General features: G+C 63.2%; 24 protein-coding genes. 12 read left to right on the top strand and 12 right to left on the bottom strand.

Going from position 1 to position 17994, the window contains the following annotated elements; genetic code table 11:
* Positions 1-13 precede the first annotated feature (13 nt).
* Positions 14-352 carry a DUF3565 domain-containing protein gene (locus IF690_RS05610; RefSeq protein ID WP_202699160.1) on the bottom strand — a complete coding sequence of 113 codons (339 nt, stop codon included), beginning with the start codon at positions 350-352 and terminating at the stop codon, positions 14-16.
* Between IF690_RS05610 and IF690_RS05615 the strand changes: the two genes are divergently transcribed.
* The 3 genes from IF690_RS05615 to IF690_RS05625 all read left to right on the top strand — a co-directional run bounded on the left by IF690_RS05615 (position 321) and on the right by IF690_RS05625 (position 2735).
* Positions 321-806 carry an FKBP-type peptidyl-prolyl cis-trans isomerase gene (locus tag IF690_RS05615; protein WP_202699162.1) on the top strand — a complete coding sequence of 162 codons (486 nt, stop codon included), beginning with the start codon at positions 321-323 and terminating at the stop codon, positions 804-806. The two genes, IF690_RS05610 and IF690_RS05615, sit on opposite strands and share 32 nt — an antisense overlap.
* Before the next feature lie 135 nt (positions 807-941).
* Positions 942-1424, top strand: a complete 483-nt coding sequence (locus tag IF690_RS05620; protein ID WP_180924205.1) for a glutathione peroxidase — start codon at positions 942-944, stop codon at positions 1422-1424.
* 207 nt (positions 1425-1631) lie between these two features.
* The gene (locus IF690_RS05625; RefSeq protein WP_202699163.1) at positions 1632-2735 is read left to right on the top strand and encodes an NADH:flavin oxidoreductase; all 1104 of its coding nucleotides are present in this window, start codon (positions 1632-1634) and stop codon (positions 2733-2735) included.
* Positions 2736-2822: 87 nt separating this feature from the next.
* On the opposite strand, the gene IF690_RS05630 is transcribed toward IF690_RS05625, so the two are convergent.
* Together IF690_RS05630 and cysZ are read right to left on the bottom strand one after the other, a co-directional pair.
* The gene (locus IF690_RS05630; RefSeq protein WP_202699172.1) at positions 2823-4022 is read right to left on the bottom strand and encodes a glycosyltransferase family 4 protein; all 1200 of its coding nucleotides are present in this window, start codon (positions 4020-4022) and stop codon (positions 2823-2825) included.
* A 40-nt stretch (positions 4023-4062) separates the two neighbouring features.
* Positions 4063-4818 carry a sulfate transporter CysZ gene (gene cysZ, locus IF690_RS05635; RefSeq protein WP_202699174.1) on the bottom strand — a complete coding sequence of 252 codons (756 nt, stop codon included), beginning with the start codon at positions 4816-4818 and terminating at the stop codon, positions 4063-4065.
* Positions 4819-5129: 311 nt separating this feature from the next.
* Between cysZ and trxB the strand changes: the two genes are divergently transcribed.
* Complete coding sequence (gene trxB / locus IF690_RS05640) at positions 5130-6092, top strand: thioredoxin-disulfide reductase (protein ID WP_092303963.1); 963 nt, start codon at positions 5130-5132, stop codon at positions 6090-6092.
* Positions 6093-6282: 190 nt separating this feature from the next.
* On the opposite strand, the gene IF690_RS05645 is transcribed toward trxB, so the two are convergent.
* From IF690_RS05645 to IF690_RS05670, 6 genes are all read right to left on the bottom strand, one after another.
* Positions 6283-6624 carry a HopJ type III effector protein gene (locus IF690_RS05645; RefSeq protein WP_202699175.1) on the bottom strand — a complete coding sequence of 114 codons (342 nt, stop codon included), beginning with the start codon at positions 6622-6624 and terminating at the stop codon, positions 6283-6285.
* Positions 6617-6913 carry a DUF1244 domain-containing protein gene (locus IF690_RS05650; RefSeq protein WP_009047021.1) on the bottom strand — a complete coding sequence of 99 codons (297 nt, stop codon included), beginning with the start codon at positions 6911-6913 and terminating at the stop codon, positions 6617-6619. The genes IF690_RS05645 and IF690_RS05650 overlap by 8 nt, the downstream gene beginning before the upstream one ends.
* 37 nt (positions 6914-6950) lie before the next feature.
* A complete protein-coding gene (folX, locus tag IF690_RS05655; RefSeq protein ID WP_007929829.1) occupies positions 6951-7322 on the bottom strand; it encodes a dihydroneopterin triphosphate 2'-epimerase in 372 nt (123 codons plus the stop codon).
* 2 nt (positions 7323-7324) lie between these two features.
* Positions 7325-7885: a GTP cyclohydrolase I FolE gene (gene folE, locus IF690_RS05660; protein WP_023969626.1), complete on the bottom strand. Its 561-nt coding sequence runs from the start codon at positions 7883-7885 to the stop codon at positions 7325-7327.
* 21 nt (positions 7886-7906) lie between these two features.
* Positions 7907-8617 (bottom strand): dihydromonapterin reductase, encoded by a 711-nt coding sequence (folM, locus tag IF690_RS05665; protein ID WP_202699178.1) that lies wholly within the window; start codon positions 8615-8617, stop codon positions 7907-7909.
* A 163-nt stretch (positions 8618-8780) separates the two neighbouring features.
* Positions 8781-9353: an antibiotic biosynthesis monooxygenase gene (locus tag IF690_RS05670; protein ID WP_202699180.1), complete on the bottom strand. Its 573-nt coding sequence runs from the start codon at positions 9351-9353 to the stop codon at positions 8781-8783.
* 213 nt (positions 9354-9566) lie between these two features.
* Between IF690_RS05670 and IF690_RS05675 the strand changes: the two genes are divergently transcribed.
* Entirely contained in the window at positions 9567-10526 is a 960-nt protein-coding gene (locus tag IF690_RS05675) for a MerR family transcriptional regulator (protein ID WP_202699182.1), read from the top strand.
* 30 nt (positions 10527-10556) lie between these two features.
* Here IF690_RS05675 and IF690_RS05680 read toward each other — a convergent pair whose 3' ends face one another.
* Together IF690_RS05680 and IF690_RS05685 are read right to left on the bottom strand one after the other, a co-directional pair.
* Entirely contained in the window at positions 10557-11162 is a 606-nt protein-coding gene (locus IF690_RS05680) for a hypothetical protein (protein ID WP_202699184.1), read from the bottom strand.
* A 55-nt stretch (positions 11163-11217) separates the two neighbouring features.
* Complete coding sequence (locus IF690_RS05685; RefSeq protein WP_202699186.1) at positions 11218-11691, bottom strand: PAS domain-containing protein; 474 nt, start codon at positions 11689-11691, stop codon at positions 11218-11220.
* A 155-nt stretch (positions 11692-11846) separates the two neighbouring features.
* On the opposite strand from IF690_RS05685, the gene IF690_RS05690 reads away from it, so the two are divergent.
* The gene (locus IF690_RS05690; RefSeq protein ID WP_202699188.1) at positions 11847-12302 is read left to right on the top strand and encodes a flavodoxin; all 456 of its coding nucleotides are present in this window, start codon (positions 11847-11849) and stop codon (positions 12300-12302) included.
* Here the strand turns inward: IF690_RS05690 and IF690_RS05695 are convergent.
* Complete coding sequence (locus IF690_RS05695) at positions 12283-13179, bottom strand: LysR family transcriptional regulator (RefSeq protein ID WP_202699189.1); 897 nt, start codon at positions 13177-13179, stop codon at positions 12283-12285. The genes IF690_RS05690 and IF690_RS05695 overlap by 20 nt on opposite strands.
* Positions 13180-13290: 111 nt before the next feature.
* Between IF690_RS05695 and IF690_RS05700 the strand changes: the two genes are divergently transcribed.
* From IF690_RS05700 to IF690_RS05725, 6 genes are all read left to right on the top strand, one after another.
* Entirely contained in the window at positions 13291-13677 is a 387-nt protein-coding gene (locus IF690_RS05700) for a CidA/LrgA family protein (protein ID WP_007929806.1), read from the top strand.
* Positions 13667-14353, top strand: a complete 687-nt coding sequence (locus IF690_RS05705; protein ID WP_202699190.1) for an LrgB family protein — start codon at positions 13667-13669, stop codon at positions 14351-14353. The genes IF690_RS05700 and IF690_RS05705 overlap by 11 nt, the downstream gene beginning before the upstream one ends.
* A gap of 155 nt (positions 14354-14508) precedes the next feature.
* Positions 14509-15291, top strand: coding sequence for a class II aldolase/adducin family protein (locus IF690_RS05710; protein WP_202699191.1), 783 nt, complete (start codon positions 14509-14511; stop codon positions 15289-15291).
* Entirely contained in the window at positions 15291-16193 is a 903-nt protein-coding gene (locus tag IF690_RS05715) for an alpha/beta fold hydrolase (protein WP_202699192.1), read from the top strand. The genes IF690_RS05710 and IF690_RS05715 overlap by 1 nt, the downstream gene beginning before the upstream one ends.
* Positions 16194-16405: 212 nt before the next feature.
* Positions 16406-17317 carry an SDR family oxidoreductase gene (locus tag IF690_RS05720; RefSeq protein WP_092417969.1) on the top strand — a complete coding sequence of 304 codons (912 nt, stop codon included), beginning with the start codon at positions 16406-16408 and terminating at the stop codon, positions 17315-17317.
* A gap of 114 nt (positions 17318-17431) precedes the next feature.
* Complete coding sequence (locus tag IF690_RS05725) at positions 17432-17788, top strand: hypothetical protein (RefSeq protein ID WP_202699193.1); 357 nt, start codon at positions 17432-17434, stop codon at positions 17786-17788.
* Positions 17789-17994 lie beyond the last annotated feature (206 nt).

Here is a 17994-nt window from a genome sequence, read left to right on the forward strand (position 1 = left end):
CTCTACCGGAAATTCAGGCGCCAAGGTTAGCGCTAACCGAGCCTTGTGCGCACCAACCGCAGGCAAAGGGCTGGCCTATTTTTTCCATGCGTTTGCGCGGATCCAGGATCCAGGCCCGCGATTGCCAGGGCGGCTGGTGGCGCAGGTGCTGGGTATGGCCACAGGACAGCTCGACGACCCAGTGGCCATCTTCATCCTGACGAAAGCCGACGATCGTCGAGCCTGGCGCCGCGTTCCGTTTATCCGGGTTCCGTTCGCTTTCGGGCGATTGCTTCGCTAAACTTGGACGTTCTTCATTCTTATGCAAAAGGTCTCGCCCCATGCTGATCGCCGCCAATAAGGCTGTCTCCATCGACTATACCCTCACCAACGACGCTGGTGAGGTCATCGACAGCTCTGCCGGCGGCGCCCCGCTGGTTTACCTGCATGGCGCAGGGAACATCATTCCAGGCCTGGAAAAGGCCCTGGAAGGCAAGAACGTCGGCGACGAGCTGAACGTTGCCGTCGAGCCGGAAGATGCCTACGGCGAATATGCCGCCGAACTGGTCAGCACCCTGAGCCGCAGCATGTTCGAAGGCGTCGACGAACTGGAAGTGGGCATGCAGTTCCACGCTTCCGCTCCGGACGGCCAGATGCAGATCGTCACCATCCGCGACCTGGACGGCGACGACGTGACCGTCGATGGCAACCACCCGCTGGCCGGCCAGCGCCTGAACTTCAAGGTCAAGGTTGTCGACATCCGTGACGCCAGCCAGGAAGAAATCGCCCATGGTCACGTCCATGGCGAAGGTGGCCATCACCACTGATTTCTGCGCTAAGCTCAAATCTGACTGGAGAGGCGCCCGAGGGCGCCTTTTTAGTCCGCGGCTTTTGTCGCCGGGCAACAGGCGGTACTGTCGAGTGGCTGTTTTCTGCAAGAACACGGGAATCTGGAGTTCGTCATGAGTGCTTTTCACGACCTTAAATTGAAAGCCCTGGATGGTCAGGAGCTACCGCTCGCGCCTTTCAAGGGGCACGTCGTGCTGGTGGTCAACGTCGCCTCCAAGTGTGGTCTGACACCACAATACGCGGCGCTGGAGAACCTCTACCAGCAATACAAAGGCCAGGGGTTCAGCGTGCTGGGCCTGCCGTGCAATCAGTTCGCCGGACAGGAGCCGGGCTCCGAGCAGGAAATCCAGGAGTTCTGCAGCCTCAACTACGGGGTGACCTTTCCATTGAGCAGCAAGCTGGACGTCAACGGTCCGGAGCGCCATCAGTTGTACCGTCTGCTGGCGGGCGAAGGGGCGGAATTCCCGGGCGACATCACCTGGAACTTCGAGAAGTTCCTGCTGGGCAAGGACGGTCGCGTCCTGGCGCGTTTCTCCCCACGCACCGCACCCGACGATCCGGCCGTGGTCCAGGCCATCGAAAAAGCCTTGAGCTGAATCTGCACGCCGGGCCCCGCTGCCCGGCCGGTTTTACCGCGCGTTCGCGCACCCTTCGCTTCTCTGCGCTTTGGCACCTTAATCACCCTGATCAATAGTGCTGGGTGTTGCCTGGGGCACGGAATATTATCGCCATCATAAGGCCGTCGGCGCACTCGCCCGACCTGCCGCTTCCCGCGATTCAGACCGTCAGCCCTGGAGTACAGCATGCCCGTTCAAGCCTTGTTCAAACCCTTTCAGCTGGGTGCCCTGGAACTGTCGACCCGTGTGGTGATGGCGCCGATGACCCGTTCGTTTTCCCCGGGTGGCGTACCGAACTCGAAAGTCATCGAGTACTACCGTCGTCGCGCCGCGGCCGGGGTCGGCCTGATCATCACCGAAGGCACCACGGTCGGGCACAAGGCCTCCAATGGTTATCCGAACGTGCCATGCTTCTATGGCGAAGCGGCCCTGGCCGGCTGGAAGAAGGTGGTGGACGCGGTGCATGCCGAAGGCGGCAAGATCGTTCCGCAGCTGTGGCATGTGGGCAACGTGCGCCGCCTGGGCACCGAGCCGGATGCCAGCGTGCCGGGTTACGGACCGTCGGAAAAACTCAAGGACGGCCAGGTGGTGGTCCATGGCATGACCCCGGACGATATCCGCGAAGTCATCGCCGCCTTCGCCCAGGCCGCCAAGGATGCCCAGCGCATTGGCATGGACGGCGTGGAGATCCACGGCGCCCACGGCTACCTGATCGACCAGTTCTTCTGGGAAGGCAGCAACCACCGTACCGACGGGTACGGTGGCGACCTGGCCCAGCGCTCGCGGTTTGCCATCGAGCTGATCCAGGCCGTGCGCGCCGCGGTGGGCCCGGATTTCCCGATCATCTTCCGCTTCTCGCAGTGGAAGCAGCAGGACTACAGCGCCCGCCTGGTACAAACCCCCGAGGCCCTGGGCGAGTTCCTCAAGCCGTTGGCGAACGCCGGTGTGGATATCTTCCACTGCTCCACCCGCCGTTTCTGGGAACCGGAGTTCGAGGGTTCCGAGTTGAACCTGGCCGGCTGGACCCGCCAGCTCACCGGCAAGCCGACCATCACCGTGGGTAGCGTCGGCCTCGATGGCGAGTTCCTGCAGTTCATGGTCAACACCGACAAGGTGGCGCAGCCGGCGAGCCTGGAAAAGCTCCTGGAGCGCCTGAACAACGACGAGTTCGACCTGGTGGCGGTAGGGCGCGCGTTGCTGGTGGATCCGGATTGGGCGCGGAAGGTACGTGATGGCCGCGAGCAGGACATTCTGCCGTTCAGCCGTGAGGCCTTGATGACGCTGGTCTAAGCCGCAGTCGCTGGAAACGCTATCGCGAGCAAGCTCGTGCCTACAGTGGGCACTGTCTGCATAGGAGCGAGCTTGCTCGCGATGTTTTCAGGGCAACAACCGCCCCTCAGGCACCCCCGTTTCTTCCAGGCAGGCGCCACGCAGCTGGGTTTCAAACTGCTCGATGATCGCTGCCCAGCCCTGGCGACTGGCGTGCTGGCGGGCATTGAGGCGTACCCGGCGCAAGGTCTCGCGCTCCTCCAGCAGCCAACTGGCCGCATCGCAGAACGCACATTCGTCCCCGGGCATCGCCAGCACACCGTTGTAGCCATGGCGAATGTGCTGGGCCGCCGCGGCCTGGTCGTAAGCCACCACGGCCAGCCCCGAGGCCAGGGCCTCGAGCACTACATTGCCAAAGGTTTCGGTCAGGCTCGGGAACAGAAACAGGTCCCCCGAGGCATAGTGACTGGCCAGCGCTTCACCGCGTTGCGGGCCGCAGAACACTGCGTCTGGCAGTTCCTTCTGCAGCACCGCGCGTTGCGGGCCATCGCCCACCACGATCAATTTCATGGACTGCTGTGGATAAGTGTTCTGTAGCTGGGCGAAGCAGCGCTTGAGCAGGCCCAGGTTTTTCTCCGGCGCCAGGCGGCCGACGTGAATCACCGCGATATCGTTGCTGCCCAGGCCCCAGCTTTCGCGCAGCTCGTTGAGGCGCTTGGCTGGGTGGAACAGCTGGCTGTCGACCCCGCGCGACAGCAGCGCCAGGCGTTCGAAATTGCGCCGCTCCAGTTCCAGGCGCTGGCTGGCGCTGGGCACCAGGGTCAGCTTGGAGCGGTTGTGGAACCAGCGCAGATAATGGGTCAGCAGGCGCGTCAGCAAGCCCAGGCCGTACTGGCTGGAGTACTGCTGGAAGTTGGTGTGGAAACCGCTCACCACGGAAATCCCCAGGCGCCGCGCCGCCCTTAGCGCGGACAGGCCCAGCGGGCCCTCGGTGGCGATGTACAGCACATCCGGGCGATGGCGCTTCCAGCGCCGTAGCAGCTTGTGCATCGACGACTGGCCCCATTGCAGCCCCGGATAGCCCGGCAACGGCCAGCCACGGCACAGCAGCAGACCGTCGTCGCTGACCCGGCTCTGATCGCTGCCCTGGCGCGGGCGGATCAGTTCCACCTGGTGGCCACGGGCGCGCAATCCATCGCACAGGCGGCCAAGGGTATTGGCCACGCCATTGATTTCCGGTGGGAAGGTTTCGGTGATCAGGGTGATATGCAGAACTGTCGTCATGACCTCAGTGTCAGCCGAGGCCATGTCGTCATTGTGACGTTGTGGTGATGGATTTGTGACCCGCTCAGCGTTGCAGGGCCACCAGGTTTTCCGCGCCGCGCTCACGCACCCAGAACAGCGTCGCACCAGCCACCGCCGCCGGCATCATCAGGATGTTGACCACCGGGATCAGCAGCACCAGATAGACGATCCCGCCAAAGCTCATGCTCTGCCAGCGTTTTTCCCGCAGCCAGGCGAGCATCTCGTTCCAGCCCAGCTTGTGGTTGTCCGCCGGGTAGTCGATGTACTGGATCGCCATCATCCACACGCCGAACAGCAGCCACAGCGGCGCGGCCACCAGGTTCACCACCGGAATGAAGGACAGGATGAACAGGCCGATCGCCCGCGGCAGGAAGTAGCCCAGCTTGCGCATTTCCCGGGCCAGGGTGCGCGGGATCATGGCCAGCAGTTCGGCCCAGCTGAAGGGCGGGAAGTCGTCGGTGCCGCGGACTACCACTTCGACTTTCTCCGCGAGAAAACCGTTGAAGGGCGCGGCGATCACGTTAGCCAGCATGGTGAAGGTGAAAAACACCATCAGCAGCACCAGCACCACGAACAGCGGCCAGAGGATGTAGCTGAGAAAACTCAGCCAGTCCGGCAAAGAAGGCATCAGGGTGTCGACCCACAGGCTGAACTGGTGGCCGGCGAAATAGATCAATCCGACGAACAGCACCAGGTTGATGGCCAGGGGCAAAAGGACGAACAGACGCAGGCCAGGGCTGAGCACCAGCTTGAGGCCTTCGCGCAGGTATTGCGGGCCGGACAGAACGGGGGCGGGCATAGGGAGCTCCGTGCAAGGGGGAAAACGCGCCGACCTTACCGGCTTTGCCCTACCGGCGAAAGCGCGGTCGTTAGGTCGACATCAACTGTAACAAAGGCGCCGGTAAATGCACCGATACCGGATAGAGACCACCTATGAGCTGGATTGTTAAACCGTATTTCCTTAATCTTCGCCCCCTCTATACGCTGCACCCATTATTTTCGGACGGGCGAACCTGAAGCCTTCCCCAAGTGCTTTCGCCGTCCTTTTTATTCCAGCCGGCAATCCGGCGTTCCGCGCCAGTGATCCGGGCCGGTCGATAGGAGTGAGTCATGTCTGATGTACGTCATTCGCGTGTGATTATTCTCGGTTCCGGCCCTGCCGGTTACAGCGCCGCGGTCTATGCCGCCCGCGCCAACCTGAAGCCGCTGCTGATTACCGGCATGCAGGCCGGCGGTCAATTGACCACCACCACCGAAGTCGACAACTGGCCGGGCGACGTCCACGGCCTGACCGGCCCGGCGCTGATGGAGCGCATGCGTGAACACGCCGAGCGTTTCGAAACCGAAATCGTCTTCGATCACATCAATGCCGTGGACTTCGCCGCCAAGCCTTACACCCTGACCGGCGACAGCGCGACCTACACCTGCGACGCCCTGATCATCGCCACCGGCGCCAGCGCCCGTTACCTGGGCCTGCCTTCGGAAGAAGCCTTCATGGGCAAAGGCGTGTCGGCCTGCGCGACCTGTGACGGTTTCTTCTATCGCAACAAGCCAGTGGCCGTGGTCGGTGGCGGCAACACCGCTGTCGAAGAGGCCCTGTACCTGGCCAACATCGCCAGCAAGGTCACCCTGATCCACCGTCGCGATACCTTCCGCGCCGAGAAGATCCTGATCGACAAGCTCAATGCCCGGGTTGCCGAAGGCAAGATCGAGCTCAAGCTGAACGCCAACCTGGATGAAGTGCTGGGCGACAACATGGGTGTCACCGGCGCACGCCTGAAGAACAACGACGGCAGCTTCGACGAAATCAAGGTCGACGGCGTGTTCATCGCCATCGGCCACACCCCGAACACTTCGTTGTTCGAAGGCCAGCTGGAACTGAAGGATGGCTATCTGGTGGTGCAGGGCGGCCGTGAAGGCAACGCCACCGCAACCAGCGTCGAAGGCATCTTCGCCGCCGGTGACGTGGCCGACCACGTGTACCGCCAGGCCATCACCTCGGCCGGCGCCGGCTGCATGGCCGCGCTGGACACCGAGCGCTACCTGGACGGCCTGCAGAACGCTTCGTTCTGAGACCGTTGAAATGAAAAAACCGGCCCAGGCCGGTTTTTTTATGGATCATTGAATCTTGTAGCCGCTGCCGAGCAGCGCGAGGCTGCGAGCAATCTGGGCGGCATTCCGACGAAGCGGGCGCCGCTTTTGAGGGCGCAGGAGGTCCTGCGGACCTATCGCGGCCTGCGGCAGCGGCTACAGGGTTTAGGTCTCACGCCTTGCGGGTCAGTGGCTGCTGCGCGAACGTCACACCCGCCAGGCCATGGGCGATCAGCGCGCGGATATTGCCGTGGTCGCTGCCTTCAGGGGTGGCCAGCACCGAGCGGTAATGCTCGCCGAACGCCAGCAGCGCTTCTTCGTCGCTCAGGCCTTCCAGCAGGGCCAGGCCCAGGGTCTTGCACGAACCTTCGTTCTGCCCGGCGGCGTTCTCCACGCCGCCGTTGTCGAAGGCCTGTGGCTGGTAGTCGTAGCCGGCGGCGATAAAGGCGAGGGTGTCGGCGAAGACGTGCTCGCCGCTCTTGAGGCTGGCGCGCAGGGTATTCAGGTCAATCATGGGGTTTTCCTTTGGCGAACGCCGCTTGCTGCTCGGCGCTGGCTTCTTTCTGGTAGAGAGTCTTCCACTCGGCGTAGGGCATGCCATACACCACTTCACGGGCATCATCGAGGCTGACCTCGATCTGGCGCTCGTCGGCCTCGGCCTTGTACCACTTGGACAGGCAGTTGCGGCAGAAGCCGGCGAGGTTCATCAGGTCGATGTTCTGCACGTCCTTGCGGCTGTCCAGGTGCGCGACCAGGCGGCGAAAGGCGGCGGCTTCGAGTTCCAGGCGTTGTTGCTCGGTCATGTTCGGCTCTGTGCGATCAAATGTGGCGCGGATGATATCAGCGGCTGGCCGCGAGGGTGATCGACACCGACTCGGCGAAACGCAGGGCGTGGGGTTTGTCGACCTCGACCTCGGCGTAGAGCACCGATTCGTTGGCCATGATCAGATCGAGGATTTCCTGGGTCAGGCGCTCGAGCAGGGCAAAGCGGTTGCCCTCCACGTGGGCGATGATCGCCTTGGTGATGGTGCGGTAGTTCAGCGCATGGTCGATGTCGTTGTCGCGCACGGCTTCCTGCGCGGCGTACAGGATGGTCAGGTTGATCAGCACATCCTGCTTGTTGAGGATCTCGTCCTCGTTGATTCCGATGAAGGTCCGCAGGCACAGGTCCTTGACCCGGATGCGAGCCATTCCTGGCTGAAGTTGTGGCATTGCTACTTGCTCCGTCCGATCAATTGCAGGAATTCCTGGCGCGTGGTGCTCGACTCGCGAAAGGCGCCGAGCATCACCGAGGTGTGCATGGTCGAGTTCTGTTTCTCGACGCCGCGCATCATCATGCACATGTGCTGGGCTTCGATGACCACCGCGACACCGGCGGCCTGGGTCACCCGCTGCACCGCGTCGGCGATTTCCCGCGTGAGGTTTTCCTGGATCTGCAGGCGGCGGGCGAACATGTCGACGATCCGGGCGATCTTCGACAGGCCCAGCACCTTGCCGGTGGGAATATAAGCCACATGGGCCTTGCCGATGAAGGGCAGCAGGTGATGTTCGCACAGGGAATAGAGTTCGATGTCGGCGACTATGACCATTTCATCGTTGTCGGAGGCGAACAGCGCGCCATTGACCACCTCGTCCACCGACTGGCTGTAGCCATGACACAGGTACTGCATGGCCTTGGCCGCGCGTTGCGGGGTATCGAGCAGACCTTCGCGCTCGGGGTCTTCGCCGAGACCCTTGAGGATCTCGCGGTAATGCTGGGGCAGGGAAAGCGTCATGCAACGTCCTCGCGGGAAACCTTACTTGAGGTGCCGCCCGCCGTTGACGGTCAGGGTAGTGCCGGTGACATAAGGGTTGTCGAGCAGATAACGCAGGCTCTGGTAGATCACCTCGCAACCGGGCTCGATGCCCAGGGCGGACTTGGCCAGGGCCTTGGCGCGGTAGGCCGCGTCGTCGTCGGGATTGAACATTAGCAGAGCCGGGGCGATGCCGTTGACCTTGATCGTTGGTGCATATTTCGCCGCGAAGGACAGGGTCAGGCTGTCGAGGCCGGCCTTGGTGGCGCAATAGGCGATGTGCTTGCTGCTGCCGCGGCGGGTGACGTCGTCGCCGATGTGCACGATGTCGGCGGGGCTTGCGCGCCGCAGCAGGTCGGCGCAATGCAGGTTGATCAGGTAGGGCGCGAGCATGTGCACGCTGAACATGTCGGCGAAGGCCGCGCTTTCCTGGCCAGGTGTTTCTTCCAGCCATTGCGAGGCGTTGTGCACGATCGCCCGCAGGCTGTCGGTGTGCTCGTGCAATTGGCTGATGAAGGCCTGGATCCCGGTTTCGCTGGAGAAGTCGGCGAACAGGGCAAGCGCGCCACGCTCGCGCAAGGCCTGCACGCCCGGGCGCTCGGTTCGGTAGCTGATGATCACCCGATGACCGTCTTCCAGCAGGCGCAACGCACAATGCAGGCCGACACGCTGGCCGGCGCCGGTGATCAGGATCGGGGCAAGGAAAGTAGTCATGAACGGCTCGCGTCGCAGGTAGAGCAAAACTATACCAGCGCCGGACGGGGTTCGCCCAAGCCGCTGCGGGAGCGAGCGGGCGGCGATCCGACTTGCCCGCGGTGAGGGGCGTCGCGGTCTGTCTGGCAGACCGCATTATCGCTCATCGCCGGCGAGCCGGCTGCTACACGCGGCTCTGTGGGGATGGGGCTGTCGGCAGCGGACGGGCCGGCGTGCTGTGCAGCCACCCGGACAACAGGTGGGTGGACAGCGGAATGAACCAGTAGACCATCAGCGGCGTCAGGGCCAGGGTACTGACGAGCACCCGCGGTACCAGGCTGAGTTCGCCCAGCAGCGGGCCGAGGATGAAGTTGAAGATCAGCGACACCGGGAAGAAGGCCAGCCAGATGGCCACCGCCTGCTTCCAGCGGGGTGGGCGCTGGCCGGCCGCGCCGAACCAACCGTCGATGCCGCTGACCCGGTGTTCATGGGGATGGGCGAACAGGTCGCTGCCGCGGGCCAGCCAGGCCGTGCGCGAGGCGGAGTGTTCCCAGGTGTGCAGGGTCTGCTCGTCGGCGAAGCGGAAGATGATCTGGAATTCGTCATCGTCGGGCGGCGGAGCGAGCACGCCGGAGCCGAGATAACCGGGGAAATCGGTGGCCAATTGTTCGCCTTCGCGCAGCCAGGCGATCAGGTCCTGGTAACGGCCATCGGCGACACGCCGGGCGACCATCAGGGTGACGGGTGAGGTAGACATTATGTATCTCCGTAAAACCAATGCGTTGCCTGGGTAAGGCCGTACGCCGGACGCAGCTCCGGGGTGTTGGGCTGCGCCTTGGAAGCAAGCAAGGATTATTCCTGATTGTGACAAATACACCAGAGGCGGCGGTCGCTTTGCCCTGTGTTGAAGAACTGTCACCGATGCGGAGTAGAATGGCCGTCACTTTATCCATCGGTGTTTTCGGCCCAGATGCCCGTCATTACTGAACTTGCCCATCCGACACAGCCCCTCGACCAGCCCTCGCAGGACGATCTGTTTCCAATCCGGGAAGTTTCACGGCTCACGGGGATCAACCCGGTGACCCTGCGGGCCTGGGAGCGTCGTTATGGGCTGATCCAGCCGACGCGCACCGAAAGTGGGCATCGTCTGTATTCGATGCACGATGTCGAGACCGTCCGCGAGATCCTTGGCTGGATCGATCGTGGTGTCGCGGTCGGCAAGGTCGGCAAGATCCTCGCCAAGACCCGGGCTGCCCGCGAGGCACCACAGGCCATGCCGGGCGACAGCGAATCGGGCGATTACCTGCAGTGGCGGGGGCAACTCAAGCGCGCGGTCGGCGAATTCGACGAGCCGTACCTGGAGCGGCTGTACGGCCAGATCTTCTCCAGCTATTCGCTGTCGGTGGCCTTCCAGGACATCCTCATGCCGTTCTGGCGGCAGCTGGCGCAGCACCATGAACCTTACGGCCACACCAGCGAATGGCTGTTCTTGGATAACTTCCTGTGTTCGCGGATTTCCCAGCGCCTGCTGTTGCAGCGCGACAACCAGCCGCGCCCGGTGCTGCTGGCGGCGCTTGCCGGGCAATGCCGGGAGCTGGAGTTGCTGGTGGCGGCGCTGATGCTGGGCAGCGCTGAAGTGGAAGTGCGGGTGCTGGCGCTGGGGCAGCCGTTCGACGAGCTGACCCTGGTCTGCGAGAAGGTCAAACCCCAGGCGCTGGTGCTGTTTTCCAATCACGCCCCGGCGCCGGAGCTGCCTCGGCGCTTGAACCGCCTGGCGCTGACCCTGGAGTGTCCGCTGATGCTGGCGGGGGATGTCGCCGAGCTGGCCCAGGACAGCCTGGGCGCCTCGCCGGTGGGCTGCCTGGGGAATGACGGGCGTTTGATGACGCAGCGCCTGCGACAGTTTCTCAGCGGCACGCTCGATACCTGAGCTCACGCCCAGGCAAAGAAAAGCGCGACCTCAGACGTGCAGGTTGGGATGTGCCAGGCGGTGCTGTTGCAGGATGAACTGGCGCAGGCGCTCGGTTTCATCCTTGTCGCTCTGGTTCAACCGATAGGCATAGAAGCCCGCGTCGGTCTGGCGTTCGAGGCGGCCACGCAGGGCGATGCGCTCGTAGCCCGACGGGCTGAACCACTGGGCGAACTGCTTTGGCGCTTTGGCCCGGTTGCGGATCTCCAGCAACACGCTGTTGAACGACACTTCATGCACCCACAGCGCAGTGGGCTGCCCCTTGGCGTTTTCCAAGGCCACCGGTTCGGCCAGCGTCAGGCGCCATGGGCGGACCTTCGGCCCGTCCTCGAAGATGCTCGGGACGCCCAGGCGCAGATGCAGGGCGTGGAATTCGTCTTCCACCAGGTGCAGGGGAAAGGTCATCTGCTGGTTTTCAAAGTGCGCCTGGATGGTCACTTGCTCATTGGCCGCCAAGCGGGTGAGCAAGTCGCGGATCTGTGAGCCCCCGTTGACCAGCAGGCTCGAGTTCGCATCCCGCACGTTGAGTTGCGGGTTGTGCTGCATGGTCTGAATGAAGTCCAGTTCATCCTGGGTGAGGAGAGCGTCACGGCGCATGATGTTGCTCGAAGGAGAAGGTGACAAAATCAATGGTGATTAAGCGTACTGACAACTAATTCGGCATCTTGTTAGAGCCGCTCGTCGCCTGGAAAACGGCGAGTTCCGCGCGGGCTTCGGCCAGCTCCTTTTCCGCCTGCGCCAGCCGTTGCTGGGCCTTGACCTGGGCCGTCACATCTTTCTGCACACCGACAAAATAGGTCAGCTGGTCGTTTTCGTTGAACACCGGGGTGATCGACAGCTCGTTCCAGAAGTGACTGCCATCCTTGCGGTAGTTGCGCAGCACCTGGCGGCAGGGCTGGCCGCTATCCAACGCCTGGCGAATCAGCGGGATTCCCGGCTGGTCACGGTCGCCCGACTGGAGAAAGCGGCAATCCTGATAAAGCACCTCGTCGGCGCTGTAGCCGGTGAGTCGTTCGAACGCCGGGTTCACGTAGATGATGATGTTGTCTTCGCCTTCCTGTTCGGCAACGACAATCCCGTCGTTGGAGGCGTTGATCACCAGTTGCAGCAGGTGGGCGTTGATCATCGGGAGCTTCCGCAAGCGATCGGCAGGTGACGGCAATTCTAAGATATGGTGCGAGGCTGTCCACTGGCCATTATGGGTAAATCGCGCTACAAGGCTGGATTTTATCGCGCAGCTGCTAATATCCCACCCTTTTACTCAGCTTCAGGATCAGATTGATGAAAGTCGCCATCCTTTCCGGTTCGGTGTACGGCACGGCTGAAGAAGTCGCCCGGCACGCCGCCAAACTCCTCAATGCCGCCGGTTTCGAGGCCTGGCACAACCCGCGCGCGACCCTGGCGGACGTCCAGGCATTCGGCCCCGAGGCTTTCCTGGCCGTGACCTCGACCACCGGCATGGGCGAGCTGCCGGACAACCTGCTGCCGCTGTATTCGGCCATTCGCGATCAACTGCCGGCGGCCTGGCGCGGTTTGCCCGGCGCGGTGATCGGCCTGGGCGATTCGAGTTATGGCGACACCTTCTGTGGCGGTGGCGAGCAGATGCGCGAGCTGTTCGCCGAGCTGGGCGTGCGTGAAGTGCTGGAAATGCTGCGCCTGGACGCCAGCGAAAGCGTGACCCCGGAAACCGACGCCGAGCCTTGGCTGGCCGAACTGTTCAGCGTTCTGCGCGGCTGACCGGACGCTCGCGCAGCAGCGCCAGCCAGGCTTGCGCGGCCTTGGACAGATAAGCGCCCTGACGCCAGATGAAGGCGATGTCCCAGCGCAGGTAATCGGGCGCTTTCAGCGTCAGGCGCACCACGCCGGGCCGGACCAGGCCGCGCGCCACCACGCTGGGCAACAGCACCACGCCTTGCCCAGCGGCCACCAGGGCGGCGAGAAAGTCCGCCTGGCCGCTGCGCCCACCTTCCTTCGGGGTGAACCCCACCTGCTGGCAGGCCTGCAACAGCCGGTCGTTGAGCACGAAACTGCGCTGATAAAGCAGGAACGGCGTGTCCGCCAGCTCCTCCAGGCGCACCTGGGCCCTGGTCGCCAACGGATGATCGGCCGGTAGCAAGACATCCAGTGGTTCGTCGCAGAAAGGCTGGTAGGCGAAGGTCGGACCCTTGGGCGTCAGGCTGCCGCCGATCTCCAGTTCCCCATTGAGCACCGCCTGTTCGATATTCAGGCTGCCGCCTTCGAGCAGCTGCACGCTGATGTTCGGGTAGCGCCGGCGGTACTCGGCGAACAGGCTGGCGAACAGTGCATCGCTGCCCAGCAGGGGCAGGCCCAGGCGTAACTCCCCGCGGGCCAGTTGGCTCAGGTCGTCGAGCTCGCTGAGCAGCTCATTGCGCAGGCGCAGCATGCCTTCGGCGCGTTGCAATACCACAGTGCCGGCGGCGGTGAGGTGAATGTGCGAGCCCTGGCGATCCAGCAATGGCGTGCCCAGGCTCTGTTCCAGCTGGGCGATCTGCTTGCTCACCGCCGACTGGCTGATGTGCAGGGTCTTGGCGGCCTGGGTGAAACCGCCTTGGTGAATCACTTCGACAAAGCTGCGCAGCTGTTTGAAGTCCATGGGTTTGAGTCCGTGCTCTGAATTCCATTCTGGAATGGCTTCCAGTCTAACAATTCGCTTCGGTGATGGCAGGCGCTTGCCTAAAATGCAGGCCTGCGAGGACCGAATTCCATGAACGCTTCCACCTTGAAACACTTGGGTCGCCTGTTATCCGAACTGGCGGTGTTGCTGGCTATTTATCTGTTCGGCTGCCAGCTGGCCGGGTGGCTGGCGTGGCCGATTCCTGGCGGGGTGATCGGCCTGGCCTTGCTGCTGTTGGCGTTCGCCCTGGGCTGGGTCAAGCCGGCGGCGCTGCAGATGGGGGCGGGCCTGCTGATGGCCGAGATGCTGCTGTTCTTCATTCCGGCGCTGATGAGCCTGCTGGACTACGGTGGCCTGCTGCGCCAGGACGGTTGGCGGATCCTGCTGGTCATCGGCGTCAGTACGCTGATGGTGATGCTGGTCACCGCGTTCACGGTGGAGTGGGTGTGCCGCTGGAGAATGCGCCATGACGCTTGAGCCCATGCCGATGTTCTGGCTGCTGCTGACACTCGCGGCCTATCTGTTCAGCCGCTGGATCTACCGGCGCACCGGCCGCTACCTGCTGTCGCCGCTGATCCTGGTGCCGGCCCTGCTGCTGGCGATCGCCGTGCCGCTGCACACCGCCTATGCCGAATACTCCGCCAACACCCATTGGCTGATGCTGGTGCTGGGACCGGTCACCGTGGCCTTTGCGGTGCCGATCTGGCAGCAGCGGCAACTGTTGATGCGCCATTGGCCGGCATTGTTCCTGGGCATGCTGGCGGGTAGCGCGGCGTCCATCGCCAGCTCCTTCGGACTGGCGCAGGTGCTGGCCCTGGACAGCTCGGTCACCCTGTCGCTGGTGCCGCGTTCGATCACCACGCCCTTCGCCATGCCGCTGGCCCATGACCTGGGCGGCGTGCCCGAGCTGACGGCAGTGTTCGTGATGTTCACCGGGGTGTTCGGCGCCATGCTCGGCGGTGTCCTGCTCAAGTGGCTGCCGCTGCGCAGCGCCCTGGCTCGGGGGGCGTTGTTCGGGGTCGGCGCCCACGGCGCCGGGGTCAGCCGGGCTCATGAAGTGGGCGGTGAAGAGGGTTCGGTGGCGGGGTTGGTGATGGTTCTCACGGGCCTGCTGAACCTGTTCGCCGCCCCTTTATTGGCGTCGTTGCTTTGACGTTTGACCTGTACCAATTGGAACTAAAATGACCACTGACTCGCTCAGTCAGTAAGCTGGCTGCCAAGGCAACTACCCGAACCCGGGGGGCTGGCTAGACTGACTCCACGTCTGAAAAAACATAATAAAAAACTGCCGTCACTGAGGTCATTGCCGTGAGCCTATCCTCCGTTCCGTCGACATCGAGTGTGAAAGACCAGGTCAGCGCCGCCGAATGGCAGACCCGCGTCGATCTGGCCGCCTGCTATCGCCTGGTGGCGATGCATGGCTGGGACGATCTGATCTTCACCCACATTTCCGCCAAGGTCCCTGGCACCGAAGACTTCCTGATCAACCCGTTCGGCCTGATGTTCCATGAGATCACCGCCTCCAGCCTGGTGAAGGTCGACCAGGCCGGCAACAAGCTGATGGACAGCCCCTACGACATCAACCCCGCCGGCTACACCATCCACAGCGCGGTGCACGAAGTGCGGCACGATGTGGCCTGCGTGCTGCACACCCACACCGCGGCCGGGGTCGCGGTGTCCGCGCAGCAGCAGGGAGTGTTGCCCATCAGCCAGCAGTCGCTGTTCGTGCTGTCAAGCCTGGCCTATCACGCCTATGAAGGCGTGGCCCTGAACCACGAGGAAAAGGCCCGGCTGCAGGCCGACCTGGGCGACAGAAATTTCCTCATGCTGCACAACCACGGTCTGCTGACCTGTGGCGGCACCATCGCCGACACCTTCCTGATGATGTTCACCTTCCAACGCGCTTGCGAGATCCAGGTGCTGGCGCAGAACGGTGCGGCGCAACTGATCGCCATCGAGCCACAGATTCTGGCCGGGGCCAAGGCGATGATCGCCGGGGTCACCAAGAGCGCTCAAGGCATGGGCGGCGCGCTGGCATGGCCGGCACTGCTGCGCAAACTCGATAAACAAGACGCGGGTTATAAACTCTGATGCCTATGGCCGAGATTCCTCTGTGCGTGTGGCGCAAGCGCGGACATAGCTTCGTGTTTCACGGCCATGCCATTCGCTACTGGACCGCGGGGCAGGGCGAGCCACTGCTGCTGATCCATGGTTTCCCCACCGCTGCCTGGGACTGGCACTACCTGTGGCAACCCCTTGCCCAGCGCTATCGAGTGATTGCCTGCGACATGCTGGGGTTTGGCGATTCGGCCAAGCCGCGGGACCACGAATACAGCCTGCTGGAGCAGGCGGACCTGCAACAGGCCTTGCTCGAGCACCTGGGGGTCGCTGCCCCCGTGCACCTCCTGGCCCATGACTATGGCGACAGCGTCGCCCAGGAAATGCTTGCCCGGCACTACGAAGAGCGCTGCGACATTGCCAGCTGTGTCTTCCTCAATGGCGGCCTGTTCCCGGAAACCCATCGTCCGGTGCTGACGCAGAAGCTGCTGCTCAGCCCGCTGGGCTGGATGCTCGGTCGCGCCTTCAGGCGTGAGGGCCTGGCCAGGAGCTTCTCCCACATCTTCGGCCCACAGACCCAGCCCAGCGAAAGTGTGCTGGATGACTTCTGGAGCCTGGTGGAGGCCAACAGCGGTCCGCGGATCCTGCACAAGCTGATCGGCTACATTCCCGAGCGCCGCCTGCAGCGCGACCGCTGGGTGAGCGCGATGCAGCGTGGCGAGGTGCCGCTACGGGTGATCGACGGCGCGGTGGATCCGATTTCCGGGGCGCACATGGTCGAGCGTTACTGCGAACTGATTCCCGCCCCGGATACCGTGCTGCTGGCCGGGATCGGGCACTACCCGCAGACCGAGGCCCCGGTCCAGGTGCTCAAGCATTACCTGGCCTTTCGCGACAGCCTGGAGTTTCCACCGCGCAAACTGGCCTGTTCCTGAGTGACCTGCTGTCCGCAGCTATGGCGGCGCTGCGAACTTGGCGGGTGTACGCCAGACACTGGTGCGCCCCGCATTGTCGTTACCCCTCGATCATCCCCCAGCCTTATTGCGCACCATTCAGCTCCAGCCGTGTTTATTGTGACCGTCAGCCGCGTGCCTGACACTCGAAGTCATTGTCTGTCTGTTGTCCTTCTGGCCTGTGGGAGTTCGGTATGAGTGAGTCTGTACGCTTCGAGAATAAAGTCGTGATCGTCACCGGTGCCGGCGGTGGTCTGGGGCAGGCTCACGCATTGCTGTTCGCCAGGCATGGGGCAAAGGTGCTGGTCAACGACCTGGGCGGCTCGACCCAGGGCGAGGGCGCCAATGCCTCGGCGGCGGACCGGGTGGTGGCGCAGATCCGCGAAGCCGGTGGCATCGCCGAGGCCAACCATGACTCGGTGACCGATGGCGACAAGATCGTGCAGAACGCCCTGGATGCCTTCGGTCGAGTGGATGTGGTGGTGAACAACGCCGGCATCCTGCGCGACAAGACCTTCCACAAAATGGAAGACGCCGATTGGGACCTGGTGTACCGCGTCCACGTCGAAGGCGCCTACAAGGTGACCCGCGCCGCCTGGCCGCACATGCGCGAGCAGGGTTATGGCCGGGTGATCTTCACCGCGTCCACCTCCGGCATCTACGGCAACTTCGGCCAGTCCAACTACGGCATGGCCAAGCTCGGTCTCTACGGCTTGACCCGCACCCTGGCCATCGAAGGCCGCAAGAACAACATCCTGGTCAACGCCATCGCGCCGACGGGCGGTACGCGGATGACCGAAGGGCTGATCCCGCCGCAGGTGTTCGAGCAACTCAAGCCGGAGCTGGTCAGCCCGCTGGTGGTGTATCTGGGCAGCGAGAACTGCCAGGAGACCTCCGGCCTGTTCGAGGTCGGTGGCGGCTGGATGGGCAAGGTGCGCTGGGAGCGCAGCCTGGGCCTGGGCTTCGATCCGCGCGAAGGTTTCTCCCCGGAAGATGTCGCGGCGCACTGGCAACAGATCTGCGACTTCGAAGGCGCGGCGCACCCCAAGGATAATATCGAAGCCTTGAAAGAGATGATGCAGAACCTGCAGAAATACACGATCTGAAGCAACTCCCGGCCAGTTTGTGCCAATCCCTGCAGCCGCGGCCTGCGCGGCTGTACGCCTTATGTGTGGGTCACTATGCTCGTCGAACATCGACCGCATAAGGACACGCAGCCCATGTACGAATCCAAGGCCCAGCCGCTGTTATCGCGCCTATTGTTTCTGCGCCGCTTGTTTCTGCACGTCCTGGCCACCCTGGGCCTGATCGGGGTCTCGCTGTTGCTGGGGATTGCCGGGCATCTGTATTTCGAACCGGGGGTCAGCTGGTACGACGCCTTGTTCAACGCCGCGATGATGCTCGGCGGTATCGGGCCCGCGGCCATGCCCGCCACGGCAGGGGGCAAGCTGTTCTTCGCCAGCTACGGCCTCTATACCAACCTGGTGTTCGTCGCCGCCTTCGGCCTGATCCTGGCGCCGGTGGCCCATCGTCTGTTGCACCGCTTCCACTGCGAGCCCGACGAGTCCAACGGCTGAAATGCCCCCCTGTAGGAGCGAGCTTGCTCGCGATAGCCGCAAAGCGGCGCTCCATCAGCCACACCGCATCATTGTTGAGGTTCTTCGCGAGCCAGCTCGCTCCTACAGAAAACTGCGGATATAAAAAAGGCCGCTGCAAGGCAGCGGCCGAAGGAAGACGTTAGATCAAGGAGCAACAAATCAACGTCAGTGAACACCCGGTGAAA

The sequence above is a fragment of the Pseudomonas sp. SK3(2021) genome, assembly GCF_016772375.1.
Taxonomy (GTDB): domain Bacteria; phylum Pseudomonadota; class Gammaproteobacteria; order Pseudomonadales; family Pseudomonadaceae; genus Aquipseudomonas; species Aquipseudomonas chlororaphis_I.

Bases quoted from the DNA above. Each gene is read 5' to 3' on its own strand.
- IF690_RS05620 (WP_180924205.1), top strand. From the start codon at position 942: ATGAGTGCTTTTCACGACCTTAAATTGAAAGCCCTGGATGGTCAGGAG.
- trxB (WP_092303963.1), top strand. From the start codon at position 5,130: ATGTCTGATGTACGTCATTCGCGTGTGATTATTCTCGGTTCCGGCCCT.
- IF690_RS05645 (WP_202699175.1), bottom strand. From the start codon at position 6,624: ATGATTGACCTGAATACCCTGCGCGCCAGCCTCAAGAGCGGCGAGCAC.
- folE (WP_023969626.1), bottom strand. From the start codon at position 7,885: ATGACGCTTTCCCTGCCCCAGCATTACCGCGAGATCCTCAAGGGTCTC.
- folM (WP_202699178.1), bottom strand. From the start codon at position 8,617: ATGACTACTTTCCTTGCCCCGATCCTGATCACCGGCGCCGGCCAGCGT.
- IF690_RS05685 (WP_202699186.1), bottom strand. From the start codon at position 11,691: ATGATCAACGCCCACCTGCTGCAACTGGTGATCAACGCCTCCAACGAC.
- folX (WP_007929829.1), bottom strand. From the start codon at position 7,322: ATGCCACAACTTCAGCCAGGAATGGCTCGCATCCGGGTCAAGGACCTG.
- IF690_RS05650 (WP_009047021.1), bottom strand. From the start codon at position 6,913: ATGACCGAGCAACAACGCCTGGAACTCGAAGCCGCCGCCTTTCGCCGC.
- IF690_RS05705 (WP_202699190.1), top strand. From the start codon at position 13,667: ATGACGCTTGAGCCCATGCCGATGTTCTGGCTGCTGCTGACACTCGCG.
- IF690_RS05720 (WP_092417969.1), top strand. From the start codon at position 16,406: ATGAGTGAGTCTGTACGCTTCGAGAATAAAGTCGTGATCGTCACCGGT.
- cysZ (WP_202699174.1), bottom strand. From the start codon at position 4,818: ATGCCCGCCCCCGTTCTGTCCGGCCCGCAATACCTGCGCGAAGGCCTC.
- IF690_RS05725 (WP_202699193.1), top strand. From the start codon at position 17,432: ATGTACGAATCCAAGGCCCAGCCGCTGTTATCGCGCCTATTGTTTCTG.
- IF690_RS05695 (WP_202699189.1), bottom strand. From the start codon at position 13,179: ATGGACTTCAAACAGCTGCGCAGCTTTGTCGAAGTGATTCACCAAGGC.
- IF690_RS05715 (WP_202699192.1), top strand. From the start codon at position 15,291: ATGCCTATGGCCGAGATTCCTCTGTGCGTGTGGCGCAAGCGCGGACAT.
- IF690_RS05670 (WP_202699180.1), bottom strand. From the start codon at position 9,353: ATGTCTACCTCACCCGTCACCCTGATGGTCGCCCGGCGTGTCGCCGAT.
- IF690_RS05610 (WP_202699160.1), bottom strand. From the start codon at position 352: ATGGAGACAGCCTTATTGGCGGCGATCAGCATGGGGCGAGACCTTTTG.
- IF690_RS05690 (WP_202699188.1), top strand. From the start codon at position 11,847: ATGAAAGTCGCCATCCTTTCCGGTTCGGTGTACGGCACGGCTGAAGAA.
- IF690_RS05615 (WP_202699162.1), top strand. From the start codon at position 321: ATGCTGATCGCCGCCAATAAGGCTGTCTCCATCGACTATACCCTCACC.
- IF690_RS05625 (WP_202699163.1), top strand. From the start codon at position 1,632: ATGCCCGTTCAAGCCTTGTTCAAACCCTTTCAGCTGGGTGCCCTGGAA.
- IF690_RS05700 (WP_007929806.1), top strand. From the start codon at position 13,291: ATGAACGCTTCCACCTTGAAACACTTGGGTCGCCTGTTATCCGAACTG.
- IF690_RS05675 (WP_202699182.1), top strand. From the start codon at position 9,567: ATGCCCGTCATTACTGAACTTGCCCATCCGACACAGCCCCTCGACCAG.
- IF690_RS05630 (WP_202699172.1), bottom strand. From the start codon at position 4,022: ATGGCCTCGGCTGACACTGAGGTCATGACGACAGTTCTGCATATCACC.
- IF690_RS05680 (WP_202699184.1), bottom strand. From the start codon at position 11,162: ATGCGCCGTGACGCTCTCCTCACCCAGGATGAACTGGACTTCATTCAG.